This window comes from Cupriavidus oxalaticus (assembly GCF_016894385.1).
GTDB classification, from domain to species: Bacteria; Pseudomonadota; Gammaproteobacteria; order Burkholderiales; family Burkholderiaceae; genus Cupriavidus; species Cupriavidus oxalaticus.
Genome location: NZ_CP069812.1, coordinates 1,675,621 through 1,692,849 on the forward strand (window position 1 = coordinate 1,675,621; position 17,229 = coordinate 1,692,849).

General features: G+C 63.5%; 18 protein-coding genes and 6 pseudogenes. 8 read left to right on the plus strand and 16 right to left on the minus strand.

Annotation, left to right across the window (positions count from 1 at the left end; all coding sequences use genetic code 11):
- Positions 1 to 127: 127 nt before the first annotated feature.
- A pseudogene (locus JTE92_RS20125) lies at positions 128 to 481 on the plus strand (porin); the annotation flags it as partial.
- A gap of 256 nt (positions 482 to 737) precedes the next feature.
- Here the strand turns inward: JTE92_RS20125 and JTE92_RS20130 are convergent.
- The gene (locus tag JTE92_RS20130) at positions 738 to 1,838 is read right to left on the minus strand and encodes an IS5 family transposase (protein ID WP_063242167.1); all 1,101 of its coding nucleotides are present in this window, start codon (positions 1,836 to 1,838) and stop codon (positions 738 to 740) included.
- A 62-nt stretch (positions 1,839 to 1,900) separates the two neighbouring features.
- On the opposite strand from JTE92_RS20130, the gene JTE92_RS20135 reads away from it, so the two are divergent.
- The 3 genes from JTE92_RS20135 (at position 1,901) to JTE92_RS20145 (ending at position 5,165) form a co-directional block, all read left to right on the plus strand.
- Positions 1,901 to 2,587 (plus strand): porin, encoded by a 687-nt coding sequence (locus JTE92_RS20135; protein WP_204620467.1) that lies wholly within the window; start codon positions 1,901 to 1,903, stop codon positions 2,585 to 2,587.
- A 188-nt stretch (positions 2,588 to 2,775) separates the two neighbouring features.
- Positions 2,776 to 4,065, plus strand: coding sequence for an Nramp family divalent metal transporter (locus tag JTE92_RS20140; protein WP_063238946.1), 1,290 nt, complete (start codon positions 2,776 to 2,778; stop codon positions 4,063 to 4,065).
- Positions 4,066 to 4,223: 158 nt separating this feature from the next.
- A complete protein-coding gene (locus tag JTE92_RS20145; protein WP_063238945.1) occupies positions 4,224 to 5,165 on the plus strand; it encodes a LysR substrate-binding domain-containing protein in 942 nt (313 codons plus the stop codon).
- A 73-nt stretch (positions 5,166 to 5,238) separates the two neighbouring features.
- Here JTE92_RS20145 and JTE92_RS20150 read toward each other — a convergent pair whose 3' ends face one another.
- From JTE92_RS20150 to uxuA, 3 genes are all read right to left on the minus strand, one after another.
- Entirely contained in the window at positions 5,239 to 5,511 is a 273-nt protein-coding gene (locus JTE92_RS20150) for a hypothetical protein (protein ID WP_063239058.1), read from the minus strand.
- Positions 5,512 to 6,279: 768 nt separating this feature from the next.
- Positions 6,280 to 7,299: a Bug family tripartite tricarboxylate transporter substrate binding protein gene (locus JTE92_RS20155; protein WP_063238944.1), complete on the minus strand. Its 1,020-nt coding sequence runs from the start codon at positions 7,297 to 7,299 to the stop codon at positions 6,280 to 6,282.
- 47 nt (positions 7,300 to 7,346) lie between these two features.
- Positions 7,347 to 8,387, minus strand: a complete 1,041-nt coding sequence (gene uxuA / locus JTE92_RS20160) for a mannonate dehydratase (RefSeq protein ID WP_063238943.1) — start codon at positions 8,385 to 8,387, stop codon at positions 7,347 to 7,349.
- A gap of 272 nt (positions 8,388 to 8,659) precedes the next feature.
- Here uxuA and JTE92_RS20165 point away from each other — a divergent pair, with 272 nt between their 5' ends.
- Positions 8,660 to 9,400: a FadR/GntR family transcriptional regulator gene (locus JTE92_RS20165; RefSeq protein ID WP_063238942.1), complete on the plus strand. Its 741-nt coding sequence runs from the start codon at positions 8,660 to 8,662 to the stop codon at positions 9,398 to 9,400.
- A gap of 113 nt (positions 9,401 to 9,513) precedes the next feature.
- Here the strand turns inward: JTE92_RS20165 and JTE92_RS20170 are convergent, their stop codons facing one another.
- Positions 9,514 to 10,734 carry a tyrosine-type recombinase/integrase gene (locus JTE92_RS20170; RefSeq protein ID WP_063238941.1) on the minus strand — a complete coding sequence of 407 codons (1,221 nt, stop codon included), beginning with the start codon at positions 10,732 to 10,734 and terminating at the stop codon, positions 9,514 to 9,516.
- Positions 10,735 to 10,883: 149 nt separating this feature from the next.
- Between JTE92_RS20170 and JTE92_RS20175 the strand changes: the two genes are divergently transcribed.
- Both JTE92_RS20175 and JTE92_RS20180 read left to right on the plus strand, forming a co-directional pair.
- Complete coding sequence (locus JTE92_RS20175) at positions 10,884 to 12,062, plus strand: DNA-binding protein (RefSeq protein WP_063238940.1); 1,179 nt, start codon at positions 10,884 to 10,886, stop codon at positions 12,060 to 12,062.
- Complete coding sequence (locus tag JTE92_RS20180; protein WP_084254569.1) at positions 12,046 to 12,315, plus strand: H-NS histone family protein; 270 nt, start codon at positions 12,046 to 12,048, stop codon at positions 12,313 to 12,315. Before JTE92_RS20175 ends, JTE92_RS20180 begins: the two co-directional genes overlap by 17 nt.
- Positions 12,316 to 12,396: 81 nt before the next feature.
- Here JTE92_RS20180 and JTE92_RS30480 read toward each other — a convergent pair.
- The 11 genes and pseudogenes from JTE92_RS30480 to JTE92_RS30665 all read right to left on the minus strand — a co-directional run.
- A pseudogene (locus tag JTE92_RS30480) lies at positions 12,397 to 12,569 on the minus strand (thioredoxin domain-containing protein); the annotation flags it as partial.
- 49 nt (positions 12,570 to 12,618) lie between these two features.
- A complete protein-coding gene (locus tag JTE92_RS20185; RefSeq protein WP_063238939.1) occupies positions 12,619 to 13,335 on the minus strand; it encodes an aquaporin in 717 nt (238 codons plus the stop codon).
- A 3-nt stretch (positions 13,336 to 13,338) separates the two neighbouring features.
- Positions 13,339 to 13,833: an arsenate reductase ArsC gene (locus tag JTE92_RS20190; RefSeq protein WP_063238938.1), complete on the minus strand. Its 495-nt coding sequence runs from the start codon at positions 13,831 to 13,833 to the stop codon at positions 13,339 to 13,341.
- 41 nt (positions 13,834 to 13,874) lie between these two features.
- Positions 13,875 to 14,369 carry an arsenate reductase ArsC gene (locus JTE92_RS20195; protein WP_063238937.1) on the minus strand — a complete coding sequence of 165 codons (495 nt, stop codon included), beginning with the start codon at positions 14,367 to 14,369 and terminating at the stop codon, positions 13,875 to 13,877.
- A 9-nt stretch (positions 14,370 to 14,378) separates the two neighbouring features.
- A pseudogene (locus JTE92_RS20200) lies at positions 14,379 to 14,860 on the minus strand (ArsI/CadI family heavy metal resistance metalloenzyme).
- Positions 14,857 to 15,192, minus strand: coding sequence for an ArsR/SmtB family transcription factor (locus JTE92_RS20205; protein ID WP_063238936.1), 336 nt, complete (start codon positions 15,190 to 15,192; stop codon positions 14,857 to 14,859). The pseudogene JTE92_RS20200 and the gene JTE92_RS20205 overlap by 4 nt, the downstream one beginning before the upstream one ends.
- A 170-nt stretch (positions 15,193 to 15,362) precedes the next feature.
- Complete coding sequence (locus JTE92_RS20210; RefSeq protein WP_063238935.1) at positions 15,363 to 15,590, minus strand: hypothetical protein; 228 nt, start codon at positions 15,588 to 15,590, stop codon at positions 15,363 to 15,365.
- Between the two features lie 145 nt (positions 15,591 to 15,735).
- Positions 15,736 to 16,128, minus strand: coding sequence for a DUF2703 domain-containing protein (locus JTE92_RS20215; RefSeq protein WP_063238934.1), 393 nt, complete (start codon positions 16,126 to 16,128; stop codon positions 15,736 to 15,738).
- A gap of 4 nt (positions 16,129 to 16,132) precedes the next feature.
- On the minus strand, positions 16,133 to 16,504 hold the full coding sequence (locus JTE92_RS30655) for an ArsA-related P-loop ATPase (RefSeq protein WP_253072981.1): 372 nt from the start codon (positions 16,502 to 16,504) through the stop codon (positions 16,133 to 16,135).
- Between the two features lie 77 nt (positions 16,505 to 16,581).
- Positions 16,582 to 16,689, minus strand: a pseudogene (locus JTE92_RS30660) (hypothetical protein); the annotation flags it as partial.
- Positions 16,637 to 16,945, minus strand: a pseudogene (locus JTE92_RS30665) (ArsA-related P-loop ATPase); the annotation flags it as partial. The pseudogenes JTE92_RS30660 and JTE92_RS30665, both read right to left, overlap by 53 nt.
- Between JTE92_RS30665 and JTE92_RS20225 the strand changes: the two are divergent.
- Positions 16,934 to 17,053, plus strand: a pseudogene (locus JTE92_RS20225) (IS5/IS1182 family transposase); the annotation flags it as partial. The pseudogenes JTE92_RS30665 and JTE92_RS20225 sit on opposite strands and share 12 nt — an antisense overlap.
- Positions 17,054 to 17,229: the final 176 nt, after the last annotated feature.

The window sequence follows — 17,229 nt, forward strand, 5'->3', positions numbered from 1 at the left end:
GAACTTGCTTCTCCTTACTTTTTGCAATGTGCTTTCGAAGTGAGGGGGCGTGAGGTGGTGGTGCAGCAACTGACAATATCTAATAAATCTGGAGACACTGAACATGAAGCGATCGCTGTATGCGGTGATGGCACTGAGTGCGCTGGGAACTGTAGCGCCCGATACCTGGGCAACTACCGTAACCCTTTATGGGGTCGTGGATGCGAACGTCGAGTACGTCACCAACATCGCCCCTGGCCAGCCGACCGTAAACCCCGTGACGGGACAGGTGTCCGTCGGCCCGGGGCATGACCGCGTCGCGCTGCAGAGCGGGGGGATGTCGGCATCTCGCTGGGGCTTGCGCGGCGTGGAGGACCTGGGAGGAGGCGTACAGGCGTTGTTCGTGCTCGAAAGCGGCTTCAGTCTGGACGACGGGAAATCCATGCAGGGCGGGCGCCTGTTTGGTCGACAGGCTTTCGTCGGATTGTCCAGTAGTCTCGGCGCGCTGACGTTCGGACGGCAGTACACCCCCCTTGGCACTGCACTCGCCAATTTCTCGCCGGGCGCATACGCTTACCAGTATGAGCCACTGGATGTCATGACCGGCCTTAACAGGCTGCTGAAGTACTCGCCGCGCAAGCGGCGAAGCTTCCCCTGCAAGGCTGATTGGTTTGTGATTTTTCACAATCCGGAAGCCGAACGTCACTGCATCGACTTTATCAGCGATTTGGTACCTGATTCCGGCCTCATTACCGCGATTACGGCAACTGCGGACGGATTTGTCCCAGCGAGCGCATGCGCACGAGGTTGTAGGCGGCCATGCTCAGCACAAACATCTGGTCAACCTTCTTCAGGCCGCGCACCATCACATGGCGCATGCGCCCCACGGTCTTGGCCCAGCCAAAGCCTTGTTCGATCAACTTGCGCTTCTGCTGCGAGATCGCATAACCGGTGCTGTTGGCGATCTCGTCCGGAACGGCCGAGCGCCGCCCCGAGGTGTTCTGTGCCACGTGGGGCGTCACCTTCATCTCCAGGCATGCCTGAATGAATTCTTCGGCGTCGTAGCCCTTATCCGCGCCCACGGTGACTTCCACATCCAGGTCCTCAGCCACCTGCCTGGCATCATTTAGCATGACTTTGGCGGCCTCGCGCTCGGCATGTCCGTCCGCATTGGTGACCATCGCGCTCACCACCAGGCCGTGGCGGTTGTCGCTCAGGGTATGACCCATGTAGCGCAGTGCACTGGCGGTCTTGCCCTTGCGGTAGAGCCTGGCATCGGGATCGGTCTTGGACTCGTGCGTGTCGTTGCCGCGCTTGCGACCCTTGAAGTTGGCGCCGTCGTTGTCGTCTTCGTCGCCGCCATCCTTGCGCACGAAGCTCTTGTGGCCCGCCCACGCTTGAATCAGCGTGCCGTCGACGCTGAAGTGCTCGCCCGACAGCCAGTCCTTCTTCTGCGCGATGGCCAGCACTTCGTTGAAGAACTCGATCACCGCATCATGCTTGATCAGCCGTTCGCGGTTCTTGGTAAAGACCGTGGGCACCCAAACTGTATCGTCCATCGACAGCCCGATGAACCAGCGAAACAGCAGGTTGTATTGCGTCTGCTCCATGAGCTGGCGTTCGGAGCGAATGCTGTAGAGCACCTGCAGCAGCATGGCCCGCAGCAACTTCTCCGGCGCGATGCTGGGCCGGCCGCCCTTAATGTCGGCCTCGTACATCTGCGCGAACAACCGGTTCATCTTCACCAGCGCCAGGTTGGCCATAGTGCGGATCGAGCGCAGCGGGTGGGACTTTGGCACGAAATCATCCAGCCTCCGCATGGTGAACAGGCTTTCGGAGAAGGTGTCTGCGCCGCGCATAAATGTGAGGTTGGATGGGATCCTCAAATCAACGCTTCACCCGGCTGTCGCGCTGACTTCCGCTGGAGGTATTTCAGCAGCCTGTTAATTACCGGTCTGACAATACGGTCAAATATGCCGGGAAATTCGGCAGCTTCAGCGGCGAGGGGTATTGGTCTTTCGGGAACGGCGTTGCCGGGGCTGGCGAAGTGCCGGGCCAATTCATGCGTGACATCGGCTATGGCGCTTCGCTGGTCTACGCGAACGGAAGCTTCTCCGCCACCGTTGCCTACGACGAATACAGGCCGACGATCACGCCTGCGACCGGCGCTACCGGCAAGTTCAGGAAAGCAGCGGGGGCCGTGAACTATGCCTTCGATCGCGCGACGATCATGGCGGGATACCGGTGGGGCAGGAACCAGTTCCCCGACGGCACGGTGGCGTTGCACGACAATCTCTGGTGGATCGGAGGAATCTACGCGATTTCCCCGGTGCTGAAGCTCTCGCTGGGCTACTACTACCAGGACCTGCGCACCATGAAGGTGACGCCGGCCGCTCCGACGGTGCACCCGGCCAATCCGTGGGAAGTCTTGTTCATTGCTGACTACTCCTTGTCCAAGCGTACCGACGTCTATCTCACCACGGCGTATGCCAAGAACGCCGGACTGGACCTTCATTCGGCAAGCCTTGGCTTTTCAAACGTTTATGTGCTCGGCCAGGGCAAGACCAATATGTTCGGCGCGGCCGTGGGCATTCGGCACAAGTTCTAGCCGCAGGCAAGCCGGAACGGTCCGGTAACAGGTCATGCCGCGCCTGCCACGGCCCGGCATGACGTGCCGTTCGGCGGCTACCCGTACTTCGCTTTCCGCGATGGCGCCTTCGTCAAATATTGCTTTACGCATGCCACCAGGTATTCCACTCTGCACCGTTGCCGCAGAACAATTAATTGAAGGGGAGAATGAATGACAGCTGGGGACAAGTGGTTATGGATGTCGTGATGGATGCCACGTTGAAGGGGCGCCAGAACCGCCTGTCCGGATTCCTGCCATTCCTCGGGCCTGCCGTGATCGTATCGGTCGCATATATGGATCCGGGGAACTTTGCGGCAAATACACCTGCTGGCGGGCGCCACGATTATTCATTGCTTTGGATTGTGCTGCTGGCAAATGCCGTTGCCATGTTGTTCCAGTCGCTTTCCGCCAGGCTCGGAATCGTCACGGGGCACAATCTCGCGGAACTCTGCCGCGGTCATTTTCCCAAGCCGCTGGTTTACCTGATGTGGGTGATCAGTGAAATTTCCGCGATGGCTACAGGCGTGGCCCAATTTCTGGGTGGCGCGATAGGTCTGAGCGTGCTATTTCACTTGCCGCTTCTGGTCGGCATGATCGTCATGGCGATTGTGGCATATCTCATACGCATCATCGCGGAGGGCGGCTACCGTCCACTCGAGGTGGTGATCGGTACCCTGGTCGGCATCATTGGTTTGTCCTATCTCGCTGAATTGTTCGTTGCCTCGATTGCCTGGGCAGGCGCTGTGCCACACCTGTTCAGGTTTGAACCGTCCGATGCGCAAACCGTGACGTTCGCTGCAGGCCTCATTGGAGCGACCATCATGCCGCACGCACTATTGTTGCACTCCGGGCTTGGCCAAGGGCGCTCTTGGGCAAAGCTTGAGTCCGGGCATGAGAAGCTGCTGGAATATGCCAACTACGAAATCGTCGCGGCATTGACGGTAGCCGGGTTAATCAACATGGCCATGGTCATCATGACGGCTGGCGCCTTTCACGAGGGGCATCCTGTCCTGGCGAAAATCGAGGGGGGATACGATACGCTCGCTCCGTTTCTCGGCATCGCTGCTGCGGGGATCTTCCTGTGGTCTCTGGTCGCCTCGGGAATATCCAGTTCGGCCGTGGGCGAGAAGGCCGCGCAGGCAATCATGCGAGGCTTCGTTGGTATGCAGATGCCGATCTGGCTGCGACGCACAATTCCAATGATCCTGAGTTTCATCGTGATAGCGCTGGGTGCAAACGCGGCACAAACTCTCGTCATGAGTCTGGTAGTGCTCAGTCTTGCCCTGCCGTTTCCGATGATCGCACTCATCTGGTTCACGTCCAGAACCGAATTCATGGGCCGGTATCGGAACCGTACCTTGATCATTGGCGTGGCAAGCCTTTGCGCCGGAGGCGTACTGCTAATGAACGCTATCCTGTTGCTGCAAGCGGTTGGCGTCAGCGTGCATGGTCTGTAGTGCGCGATCCCGGAAGTTGTAGGTCAGGCGGCGGCCAATTGCGGCTTGCGCCAGCCACGGGCAGGCACCTACGATAGTTCGTGTCTCCCTTGCGCCGGCATGGATCGGCCACGCAGTGGCGCGCCGGGAGCGGCCATGGCCGGAGAGGCGCGCACATCATGAGAGCTCTTGAGCTGCGGCAGCTACGCTATTTTTTGATCCTTGCCAGGGAACTGCATTTCGGCCGGGCCGCCGAACTGGCCTTCGTGACCCAACCCGCACTCAGCCAGCAACTGGCAAAGCTTGAAGAACTGGTCGGCGTGCAACTGGTCATGCGCGACCGCCGCCAAGTCGCGCTCACCCCGGCCGGGGTGGCCCTGCGCGACGGCATCGACCGGGCCCTGGCCGAGATCGACCTGGCCTTGCGGCGCGCGCGCGAGGCCGGTGAGCACCAGGCGTTCGAGCTGTCGCTGGGTATGGTCGAGTACACCAACCTGCCGTTCGTACCGCCGGCATTGATACGGCTGCAGGCGCTCTATCCAGAGGTCAAGATCGTCCGGCATGAAATGAACGGCGCGCAGCAGATGGACGCGTTGCTGCGCGAGCAGATCGATGTCGGTTTCGCGGTCCCGGTCAGTGACATGCCGCCCGGGGATGTGCTGGGCCTCGATCCGTTGCTCGTATCCGGCTGGGCGCTGCTGATGCGCAAGGACCACCGCCTGGCTTCGCTTGCGCGCCTGCGCGTGGACGACCTGGCCGCCGAGCGGCTGGTCGTGCCGGCGCGCGCCGTCAATGCACCGCTGTACGACGCGCTGGTAGCGCGCTGCAAGGGACATCACTTCACCCCCAACTTCGTCTACGAAACCATGCAGGCGCAGATGGGCATCGCGCTGGTGGAGCAGGGCCTCGGGGTGATGCTGGGGGCAACTTATGTGTTCTCCGCGGTGGCCCAGGGCCTGGTCTACCGCCTGATCGACGGGCTGGATCCGCTGGTCGTGCATCAGTTCTACCGCAAGAGCGAGACCAATGCGCTGATCCTGGACTTCCTCGACATCACCGCGGAAGAGGCGAGGCGGGCGCAGCAGCGGCTCGATGGGGCGCAGGCCGCCGACGAGGCATAGCCCCGTCGGGGCCGCGCGTCCGCACTGAATGTGCGGCACCCGCGGGCCACGCCACGCGCTGCGGCGCGCCGCTTCAGGCGCCCTGGCTGAAGGTGTCGTACGGGGCGCTGCGGGCGCCGTCGTAGAAGGCGTTGCGAGGACGGTGGATATCGCGCGCGCCGTCCGTGTACACGTCGCGCGCGCCAATCCGGTTGCCCTGGGTGAAGACATCGCGCTGCGCGGTGATCCTGCCGCCGTTGCTGTAGACATCGGCATGGCCGCCGGCGGCGATCGCGGGCGCGGCAAGGGCCAGTCCCGAGAGGGCAGCCACGAGCAGGGGGACGAAACGGTTGGTCTGCTTGGTCATGATGGACTCCATGAGGTTCAGGTCAGCTTCAGGTCGGGCCGGTGCCTGTATCTGTATCGGCATCGGGCGGGCCGGTTGGATGCCGGTCCTTGCGTTGCAGTGTGGTCGCTGCCGCGCGGAAGGGCCAATTAGATCGGGTGCGCCGGCTGATAAGCCGCGGCACGGTGCCCGCATGCGCGGCTTGCCCCGCACTTTGGCGTGTATGTCGTGTACGCGCGGCACGCGGTCTGATTAGCCGCGCTTATCACACGTCCGCACGCTGCGGCAGGGGTGTCAGGTGTGCGCGCCGTGGCCGCCACGTGCCGGGCGCACCGCGCGGGCTTGCATGACGTCTGGCTGGGCTTCGACGCAGCGTTGCGCGGTTGAGCCTCGCCTGTCCGCACGGGACGGTGTGGGCCGCGAAGGCGCGGCCAAGCGCCTCCCGGTCAGGAGACACCATGCCAAGGTGGAGTCGATGGTCGCGCCCATGTGCGTCAACCCGGCGCGCAAGGCTGGCGTGCCGGCGCGGTGATGTTCGACGCCATGGAGCAGGGTCTGGCCAACCGCCATGCGCTCCGGGTACAGGGGCGGGCGTTGCGGTGAGCCTGGCGGAGGTCGGCAGCGTGGGCTGCAAGGTGACCAACGGCCTGCAGAACTGCACCGGTGAGGTGCCTTCCGGAACCTTCTGTCAACCTTGCCTGCGTCAAGCAAGCTGGCTGGACAAGGCGTGTCCCGTGGCCGGGCAAATGGATTTACCGGGCCACGTGCAGGTGCATCGCCTGTGCGGTCTTAATCAGCCGTGATGTTGTTTGCCTTCACCACGTCGCCCCATATCTTGTAGTGGGTGCGGGTCAGGGTGGCGAGCTGCTCCGGTGTGCCGCCACCGGGCTCGTCGCCGCGATCGACGATGCTCTTGACGACGGCCGGGTCCTTCAGCGCCGTATTCAGGGCGCCGTTGGCCTTCCTGACGATGTCAGGGCTCAGGCCCGGCGGCCCGTACAGGCCGATGAACGAGATGATGGTGAAGTCCTTGATGCCGCTCTCGGTAGCCGTCGGCACATCCGGGATCATTGCCACGCGCGTGGGTCCGGTGACCATCAGCGGGCGCAACTGGCCTGACTTGATGAAGGGCGCAACGACCGAGGTTGCATCGAACATCGCGTCCAGTCGTCCGGCCATCAGGTCGACCATCGCCGGGCTGCTGCCCTTGTAAGGCACATGGTTCATCTTCGGGCCGCCCATGCGCTCGCGCAGCAGTTCCATCGTGACATGCGGCAGCGCGCCGGTGCCCCCCGAGCCATAGTCGACGGTCTTGCCCGACTTGTCCCGCGCCTTCACCTCCTGGACGAACTGCGCGTAGGTCTTGATGGGCGAGCTGGCGGGCACGACGAGGACCAGCGGAGATTGCAGCATCACGCCGATCGGCGTCAGCTTCTGCGGGTCGACGATGCCGAGCTTGGTGTAGACATGCGGCATGATCGTCATCGAGCCGTTGCCTACCAGCAGCTTGTTGCCGTCCGGCGCCGCGCGCATTACCTCTATGGAGGCGATATTGCCGTTCACGCCGGCCTTGTTGTCGATGACGAACGACTGGCCGAGCGAACTCTGCAGGCCGCTAAGCAGCGCACGCCCCGCGAAGTCGGTCTGGCCGCCGGGCGGGAAGCCGACCAGCAGCGTCACCGGCTTGGTCGGCCAGGCGGTCTGGGCCCAGGCGGCCGTCGGCATCAGCGTGCCAAGGCCGAGCGCGGCGAGGCCCAGGATCAGCGCCGAGCGGCGCGAATTCACGGCCGATTTCTTGTTGATAGTCATGACAGGTCTCCGATTATGTTTTGACAGGGCCGCAGGCCCACGGCGCTTCAGGCCGTCTTTTCCATCGCTTCCCACATCCCGTTGATATAGACCGCGCCAAGTGCCCGGTCGTAGAGGCCGTATCCCGGCTTGCCCGTCTCGCCCCAGATCATGCGGCCATGGTCGGGGCGGAAATAGCCCTGGAAGCCGACGTCGTGGTACGCCTTGACGATCGCGGCGATATCCAGCGATCCGCAGCTCGACAGGTGAGCGGTTTCCTCGAAGTCGCCTTGCTGCGTGATCTTGACGTTGCGGATATGGGCGAAGTGGATGCGGCCCATGCCGCCGAACTCGCGCACCAGCGCCTCGACGTTGTTCTGCGGGCCGGCGCCAAGCGAGCCCGAGCACAGCGTCAGGCCATTTGCCGGGGTGTCGACGATCCCGAGGATGCGCGCGAGGTCGTCGCGGTCCTTGACGATGCGCGGCAGTCCGAAGATGGGGCGCGGCGGATCGTCCGGATGAATGGCCATCTTGATGCCGCACTCCTGTGCCACGGGAATGATCGCGTGCAGGAAATGCTCCAGATGCTCCCAGAGCCTGGCTTCGTCGATGCCGCGGTATTCGGCCAGCAGCGCCTGCAGCTCGCCTGGCTGATAGCTGGAATCCCAGCCGGGCAGGGCGATGCCCTGGCTGACGTCGATCTGTTCGGCCTCCCGGGTGCTGAAGGCAAGGCAGGTCGAGCCGTCATCGAGTTTTTTCGCCAGTTCTGTACGCGTCCAGTCGAACACCGGCATGAAGTTGTAGCAGATGACTTCGATGCCCGCGGCGGCCAGGTTCCTGATGTTCTGCTGGTAATTGGCGATCAGCTGGTCGCGCGCCGGCTTTCCAAGCTTGATGTCCTCGTGGACCGGGACCGACTCGACCACCTTGAATTGCAAGCCCGCCGCCTCGATGGCGGACTTGAGTGCCAGGATCTTGTCCAGCGGCCATACCTCGCCAACGGGTTCGTCGTAGATGGCCGAGACGATATGGGTCATGCCCGGAATCTGCCGGATGTATTCGAGAGGAATCGGGTCGGACGTGCCAAACCAGCGAAACGACATCTTCATGGGTGGGGCTTCCTTGGGGCAACTCTGTTGAGGCAGCACGCGGCGGCAGCGGCGTTCGGTCCTGCCATCGGATGCGGCGCCTGGCATGGACCGGACGCCTCGCAGCATTGGTGAACCAAATTGGCTAACGTGGTTCACCAATTATGAACCGGTTGCCCAATTTTGCCGTCATGGTTTACCATGGGGTGTATCAGGCGCTGCCTTGCCATGCGGCGTATTTGTGGCAGGTGGTCTAATCGGTGATGACTTGGGCAGCCGCCGCCTTTCCTACGATGCGAAATTCCACAAGCGATCCTGCAACCCGTCCGATAGTTGAGAACCCGCCTGCTGCCACAGACAGGTCTTATCTGAGCCTGGCCAGCCAGGTGCATGCACTGATCGCCTCCGGAGAGTTCTCCGCCGGTATGCGGCTGCCGTCCGAGCGCACCCTGGCAGAGCGGTTCAGCGTCAGCCGTACCCTGGTGCGCGAAGCGATCATCGCGCTGGAGGTCCAGGGGCTGGTCGAAGTGCGCGGCGGCTCGGGGATCTACGTCTGTGCGGCGGCGCCCGCGCCCGGTCCCGAGCCGTTCGAACTGCCCTGGCGGCCGGGGCCGATCGAATCGCTGCGCGCCAGGGCGTTGATCGAATCGGAAGTCGCCGGCCTGGCGGCCAGTGAGCGCAAGGACAGCGACCTTGACCGCATGTTCTCGGCCCTGAGCCTGATGCGCGAGCACATGGACGACAAGCAAGCCAACGAGGCGGCGGACCGCCAGTTCCACCTGTGCCTTGCCGAATCGACCGGCAACAGGGTCCTGCTGCATATGGTCACCGCACTGTGGGACAGCGGGCGCAGCGATCCCCTGTGGGGCAAGATCGAGGAACACTTCCATACCACCGGACTGCGGGAGGCCTCGCAGCAAGACCATCAACGGATCTTCGCGGCTGTAATGGCCCGCGACGCAACGGCGGCGCGGACGGCAATGCGCAACCATCTGGAGAGGGTCATCAGCGAGTTCACGCAGGCGTGGCGTTGAAGGCTGGAAGTCCTCGCCTGGTCCATGTATTCCGCCTGACCGAACCTGGATGGGCCGGGACGCCTGCTTGAGTTTGGATTAAGCGGGCCATTGTTATCCGCCGAGGGAAAAGGCTAGCTCTCGCTGGTCCACCCGATCCGGTGCCGCTCCTGCGTCGCCTCGTGCCGCGCATCCTCTTCGCTGTGCAGGTAGCCGCTCGTCGTCGAGATCGACGCGTGCCCAAAATTGTCCCTGACGTACCGCAGGTCGAGCTGCTGGTCGCTCATGTGCGAGCCGGCGGTGTGGCGCAGCCAGTGCGCCGAGGCGCTGGCCAGCACGCCGGCCTGCGCCTCCCACTCGGGCCCGCGCGCCCGCAGGCGCTCGGCTGCCATGCCGAACACTTCCTTCATGATCAGGTGCAGCGCGCCGCGTGACAGCGGCTTTTCGCGGCCGATGAGGGGCAGCACTAGCGGGCGCGTCTCACCGTGCTGCGGCGTCGGCGCGAGCCCATGGGCGCGCCGGTAGCGCGCCAGTTCGGCAATCAGCTCGTCGGTGGCCGGCACCAGCCGGGTCTTGTTGCCCTTGCCGGTGACCTCCAGCCACCAGCGCTCGGCGCCCTGCGCATCGCGCCGGCAGAAAAACGCCCCCATGGCCGTGCCGGTGACTTCCGCCGCGCGCAACCCGCCCAGATAGAGCACGGTCAGCACCCACCGGCAGCGCGCCGCATGCAGGCGCTCGCGTGCGGTGTCGGTCGGCATGGCCGCCACCGTGTCCTTCACCGTCTCCCACAGCGCGTGGCTCAGGTAGCGCGTGATGCGTGCCTTCGCTGGCGCGCGGCGGCGGCGCGCCAGCGCGAGCGGGTTGCCGGCGAGGTAGCCCGCTTCGGTCAGCCAGGCGAACAGCGCGTTCAGGATCACCAGTGCCTGGCGCACGCTGCGAGGCGCCAGCGCTCCGGCAAACGGGCGCCAGTCCGGATGGCCGCGCGCGAGCTTCTTCCTGCTGCCCGCCAGCACCCAGCGTGCGGCCGGTTGCGGGTCGGCGAGGAAGCGCTCGTACGTGAGCAGATCCTCGTGCGTGAGCGACGACAGTGGCTTGCCCAGCTGCAGCACGGCCCACAGCAGCAGCCGCTCGGCTTCCCGCCGGTAGGTGGCCAGCGTCGCCGCGCTGTCGGCATAGCGCGCGAGCCAAGCGGCGACGGCGGCAAGGTCGTCGGCCGCGGCGATGCGGGTGGCACTGGCCGGGGCGCGGTTGCTGCCGGCCGCGCCAGACAGCGCCGGGGCCAGGCGCAGGCGCTCGAGCGGGGAGGGAAGCGGCGTGGCCAGACTATCTAAAGGTTTAATCGGGCGCAGTTCCATGGTGTATCGATTGAATCACATGCTATTTGCGTCATTATAGCATTTGGCTAGACATAAGCGCAGTTATGTCTAAAGTATCGCTCGTCGAATTAGCTTCGTTACGTATTACGGTGTAATATTTATCATCACCTTTTCCGTTTTTTCTCCCGATGCCCGCTGCCGACCTGGATTTGACCGACGCCGCGCTACAGGCCGACCTGGCCGAGTTGCGCGGCCGCTTTCCCGAAACCCGCGCGCTGTACCGCGAGGTCTGCGGCCTGCTGTTCTTCCGCTACGGCGTCACGCCCACCGCCAACAAGCTCTACAGCCTGGTGCGCAAGGGCAGCATGGGCACGCCCGCCGACGTGTTGCAGGCGTTCTGGCAGGAACTGCGCGGGCGCACGCGCGTGACCATCGACCATCCCGACTTGCCGGATGCGTTGAAGGAGATTGCGGCCGGGGCGGTCCAGACCATCTGGCAGGCGGCCAACGAGGCCGCCACCGGCGAGCTGGCCACGCTGCGCGCCGAGGCCCGCCATGCGGCCAGCGTCGCCGAGGCCGAGCGCGACGCGGCCCGGGCCGAAACCACCGCCGCGAGGGAAGAGGTGGTGGCGGTCTCTGCGCAGCTGGCCGAGGCGCGCGACGCGCACGACGCCGTGCAGGCGGCGCTGGTGGCGGAGCGGCAGGCGCACGCGGCGACCCAGGCCCGGCTGGAGGCGGGGCGGGCGGAGCTGGACGCCGCTGGCCGGCAGCTGGCGGAACTGCGCACCCAATTCTCGACCGAGCTGGAACGCGCCCGCGAGGCGGTGACCCTCGCGCAGGAACGGGCCGAAGCCAGCGAGCGCCGCGCCTTGCGCGAACTGGACGCGGAGCGCACCGCGCGCCAGCAGAGCGAGCGCACGGCTGAAGCGTTGCGCGGCGAGCTGGTGGCGGCGCGCAGCGAGGCGCGCGATGCGGCGGTGGCGCAGGCCGAAGTCCGCGCCCGGCTCGAAGCCCAGGCCGCGGCGCTCGCCGATCGGCTCGCCAGCGCCGAGCAGGCGCAGCGCAAAGCGGCGCACGACCTGGACGCGGTGCAGGCGGAGCTGGGCGCGGCGCAGCGCCGCGCGGAGCGCGCCGAGGCCGAAGCAGCGCTGGCGCGCCAGCTGCTGGCAGAATTGCGGGTGGCGCCACCCGGGCGGAGCGAGGGTGGCGGCGGGCGGCGGCGCAAGGCCGGCGGCCCGGCGCCGACCGAGCAGGCGGCGCCAGGCGAAAAACGGGACGAACAGCAGAAAGACAAGCAGGACGCCGGCGTCCTGAATCCGGAAGGCGGCAGCGACAGCAGTGACGACAGCAATGACAGCAAAAACTGAGCGGGCGGCGGCGATCCGCTGGATCCAGAATGAGATGGCCGACTACGGGCTGACCATGGAGGAGCTGGCAGCGGCGGGGTGCTTCGATCCGCCGCCTCCTCCGCCCCCGCCGCCACCCGCACCCGCGCCACCGCCAGTGGTCTGCTACCGCAACGCCGCGGGGCAGAGTTGGGACGGTCAGGGCGACATGCCCGACTGGCTGCGGCGGGCGGTCAATGCGGGGCAGAGCGTGGAGTTTTACCGGGTTGGATAACGCCGCAGCCTATGCCACTTCAACAGCGGCGGTGAGCTATGCCCTTGTGATAGCGAATTGCCCGTATCTTGGCATGCTCCCAATGGCCTGTCGAACCGTAAGGCCGGCATCTCGGATCATCGGCTGCAGTGTTTGCCGATCCGGTGGCATGTTCAGATACTCGATGACATTCGGCTCGATGCCCGCATTGCGAATCATGGCCAGCGTGTGCGGGACGTCCCGCATTCTGGGTTGTGATAGATGGTGACAGGCATTGTGCTTTCTCAATGAATCTTAGCCTCGCACTACTTTTCGGACGCCGCATTAATCGTTGTGGGTCGCGTGCTGGCCAGACGCCTCGATGACGTTTGGATGTCCGGGCGCATCTGGACGTGGCAGCAAGGCGGTATGAATCAGCAACCCGATACCCGCGCCGATCAGTTCCGCGAACATAAATCCGGGCACGCTTGTCGGTGCAATGCCTGCAAAGCTTTCACTGAACATCCGTCCGAAGGCGGCTGCCGGATTGGCAAACGACGTGGAGGCAGTAAACCAGTAGGCCGCGCCGATGTAGCTGGCTACCATTGCCGGGGCCCGCCCGTCCGGTGCGCGCAGGATGACCAGGATCAGCCCGGCCGTCGCCACCGCCTCCGCAATCCACTGGCCCGGCCCACTGCGGAGCTTGGACGAAAACTGAAGGATGCTGACGTCGAACATGGCGTGTGCCAACCAGGCCCCCAATACCGCGCCGGTCAACTGGGCGAGGATGTACGGAACCAAGGCAGATCTCCGCAACTCAGCCCGGAACGCCATCACGATGCTGACCGCCGGATTGAAGTGCGCACCGCTGACGGGGCCGAACACCTCGATAAGGACGTAAAGGCCACCTACCGTGGCCAGCGTGTTGGCCAGCAGCGCAACGGCAACATTCCCGCCAGCCAGGCGCTCGGCCATGATGCCTGAGCCAATCACCACCGCAAGCAGCAGCGCCGTGCCGATGAGTTCCCCGGAGATCTGGCGTGGCAGATCAATCTTCGTCATAAACTAGCTCCGCGCGAGATGCTGAAGCGTCTCTTCAAGCTCAGCATTGCTCATATCGTCCAGCGGAAGGAGCAGGAGTTGCAGCATCCGGTACGCGATGGCTTGCCGGGTCAATTCAAATGCCTGGCGCTTCTTTTCGTCGCCGCCTTCCGTGTTGGATGGATCCGGGTAGCCCCAATGTACCTTCACAGGGCTACCGGGCCAGTACGGGCATTCCTCATCGGCCGCGTTATCGCAAACGGTAATGACAACGCGCATTTGTGGGGCGTTCTCACCGATAAACTCATCCCAGCTCTTGCTGCGAAATTCGCTCACATCGACGCCGGCATTGCTGAGCGCTTCAATGGCAAACGGGTTGACACGACCGCTGGGCGAGCTTCCGGCGCTATAGGCACGCACATCGCGGCCAAACTGCTTAGCCAGATGATTGAGCATGCCTTCACTCAGCACGCTTCGGGCAGAGTTGTGAGTACAGAGGATCAGTACGTTAGTAGTCATATGGGTGCTGCGAAGCAATGTTTGGTATGGCAAAGAGCTTCTTAGCTCTTTCCGATGTCCTGGACCGCCTTCTTAAGCGCGACAGCGTCCAGCTTCTGAAGAGGTAGGGACAGGAACAGCTCAATGCGGCGCTTCAGCGTAATCGCCACGTCATTGATGGCTTGCTGCTTCTGGGCGTCGGTACCTTCGCAAGCTGCCGGATCGGGCACGCCCCAGTGCGCCGTCATCGGCTGACCCGGCCACACGGGGCAGACTTCACCCGCTGCCTTGTCACATACCGTGAAGACGAAGTCGAGTTGAGGCGCACCGTCCTGCGAGAACTCGTCCCAGCTCTTGCTGCGGAAACCCGTGGTCTCCAGGCCATGGCGCGCGAGCGCCGCCAAGGCCAGCGTATTCACCACACCCGTTGGATGACTGCCCGCCGAATACGCACGGAAGCGTCCTTCGCCCAGATGGTTCATCAGCCCTTCCGCCAAAATCGAACGGGCCGAATTGCCGGTGCAGATGAACAGCACGTTGTAGATCTTTTCGCTCATGGGGCACCCTTAGCAGCAGGACGACGTCGAGTTGACCGCAATGCCGACCGGCTTGCCCTTCGGAGCGCGACGGGCGCAGCACGCGGAGTCCGGCTTCGCGTCATCGATCTTTCGCGACTCGCCATACACCGGCACCCTGCCAAGGGTGTGGAAGTGCTCCCAGGCAATGCCCTGCGGGTCCGTCAGCCAGTACTTGTCGCTGCGTGCATCGCAGCAGGTGGTCTCGCCTTCGTCGAGCAGCGCCATGTCGGCCGCTTCGGCTCGCTGCTTCAACTCTGTCAGTTCGCCCGCTTCATCTGTCTGGAACCCGAGGTGGTCCACGCCGACGTCGGCTCCGCGCGCCGAAATGGCGAAGTTCACGCGAGGATCCTCCAGCATCCACTTTGCGTAGTCTTCTTTCACCACGGTCGGTTCGGCTGCGAAGAGTGTTGAGTAGAAACGAATGCTCGCAGACAGATCCGCGAGCTGACGTGAACATGGAAGCGTTTCATGATTGGGTCTCGGAGGCAACGGAGCAGTTGGACACAGGAGAGCACGGATTGCCGCCACAGCAGTTCTCCGTGAGGTAACCCAGCAATGCGTTCATGGTCTCGAAGCGAGCCATGTAAATGATCGAGCGACCGTCCTGGCGGCTGGAAAGCAAGCCGGCGCGATGCAGTTCCTTCAGGTGGAACGATAGCGATGACGCCGGCATTTCCATCAATTCGGCGATTCGACCGGCGGGAAGCCCTTCGGGCCCGGCCTCTACCAGCAGCCGAAAGACGGACAGACGTATCGAATGCGCGAGCGCGGCGAGCGCTTCGAGGGCGTGATCTGTTTTCATGATTCGACTATATTCGAATCATGAAACATTTCAAAATGAATTTTGCGTGACAAGGGGAGGCTAAGCCTGCACGTCGCAGGAGGATGCGAGTTGTGCACAAGCGAGCCGGCTATTCAGGGCCCTAGAGTTTCGGGTGACCTATATGCTGGAAGGCCTGCCGACGTCGGCTACTACCTAATGCTGGTACGCTCGCGAAGTCGCAAGCTGTGTTTTGTGTTCGCGGAGCGTTCAATTAACGCGTAGGCGGAGTCCAGATGCGTGTTGTCCCCCGACTGCAAGGCCAATAACTCGAGCGCACAAAGCAGATGATCAGCGACGCCGTCATTCTCGTGCCGCAACGCCAGTACGTACGTCGCATAGATGGCCTCCGCCAATGGAGGGGCGGTCAACTTAGTCATAGCGCACTCCTGATCCCGGACGTTAGTGCATTCGCGTCCGAGGATTAAGAACAGACTGTCGACCTTGCTACAGGGGGAAGGTCAAGAGTCTGACATTGGCCGGATCGCCAAGGTGCCGTCTAGCTAGCAGATGGCACATCAGTTCCTACTTCGTCGCATTGATCGTCTGTGCAGCAATGAGCCCGGCCTTAACCAGCAATTCTTCGGGCACAACCTCGCAGGTGTCGCCACCTACGTCGACAGTTCTGCACTCCGAGTCTCCGCAGACCGAACAACAAAGGCTGCTGCCCACTGAGGCATTTACCCATTCCTCCACCGGCTTTCCCGCGATCCGGATGCGATTGGATTCGGAAGGATTGGCTTTGAAGGTGGCGTCATCAATCTCCCGGGTCTCCAATACCAGCTCGATGCCCAACGGCATCAACTGCTCGCGAAGTTTTTGGTAGGCCCTCTCAACTTCATCTCCGGTACCAGCGCATCGCGGGCAAGTCTCCCCGCCAGAAACGAGGCGCTGCCAAATGATAGGAAGTGTCTTCATGGTGTTAGCTCACGGAGGCTGAATCAGACGCGCGGCCAGGCTCCCGAGCGACCAAATGCTCCAGGCCCGTGACGCCGACAGGAGGCTCAGCGAGCCACGGTATCAGCGCGCAGTCTTGTGCCAGGTCATCTACGACACGACGGATGAATGGCACCTCGTAGGCACCGCGCTGGCAGAGCACGGGGTGAGTTGTCCCGCTCGCCAAGAGCGACTGGTTGATGACCCACGCGTAGGGCTTGATACCAGCGCGGGCCAGGTCCTTGCCAAGACGCTCCGCCTCATGAGCGGGCGTGGCTTCCGGCAGGGTGACAATGAGCACCCGTGTGTAGCTGGGGTCGCGCAGTCGGGGTAGCAACTGCCGCACTGCCTCGGGCATATCCCCTTGCGGTGATAGGCCTCGGCCGCGTCGAGCAACAGGATAGTGTGGCCCGTGGGGGCCGTGTCTAGCACCACAAATCCGTCCTTGCCGTCGTCGACGGTGCGGGCAAACGCTCGGAATACGGCAATCTCCTCGGTGCACGGCACCCAGGTGTTCCTCCAGCATCGCGCGCCCAGCGGCATCGAGTTGCTGGCCAGCCTTGGTGAGGACCTCCTCCGTGTACTGACGCACTTCCGCGGAGGGGTCGATTCGGGTCACAGTCAGACCAGGAAGTGCACCGTCAATGGTGGCAGCGATATGCGCGGCCGGGTCGGTGGTCGACAGCACGACTCGATGGCCCTTCTTCGCAAGCGCCACGGCAACCGCGGCCGCGACAGTGGTTTTGCCCACGCCGCCTTTGCCCATCGTCATGATGACGCCTTGGCCAGCGGAAGCCATGCGTGGGCGCGCGAGGTCAGTTCCCAGGCGACCGAGGTAGCAATCCGTGTGGGCGTGCTCAACCGCATGGCTGAGCTCTCTCGCCCGCAGTCCGTCCGCATTGCCTGATTTCCAACTCAAAGGGGTAGCTCCGCCTTCAAATTCGATTTATGCAACAATGCCGTGGAGAGACCTCGCACAGCTACCGACCGCTCAGGCCGCTTTGGCCAAGGGTTGCTCCACTTGCCGAATAGCCATCAGCATGACGATGGCCCCCAACGCCAAGGGCCGATGACAGCCAAAGT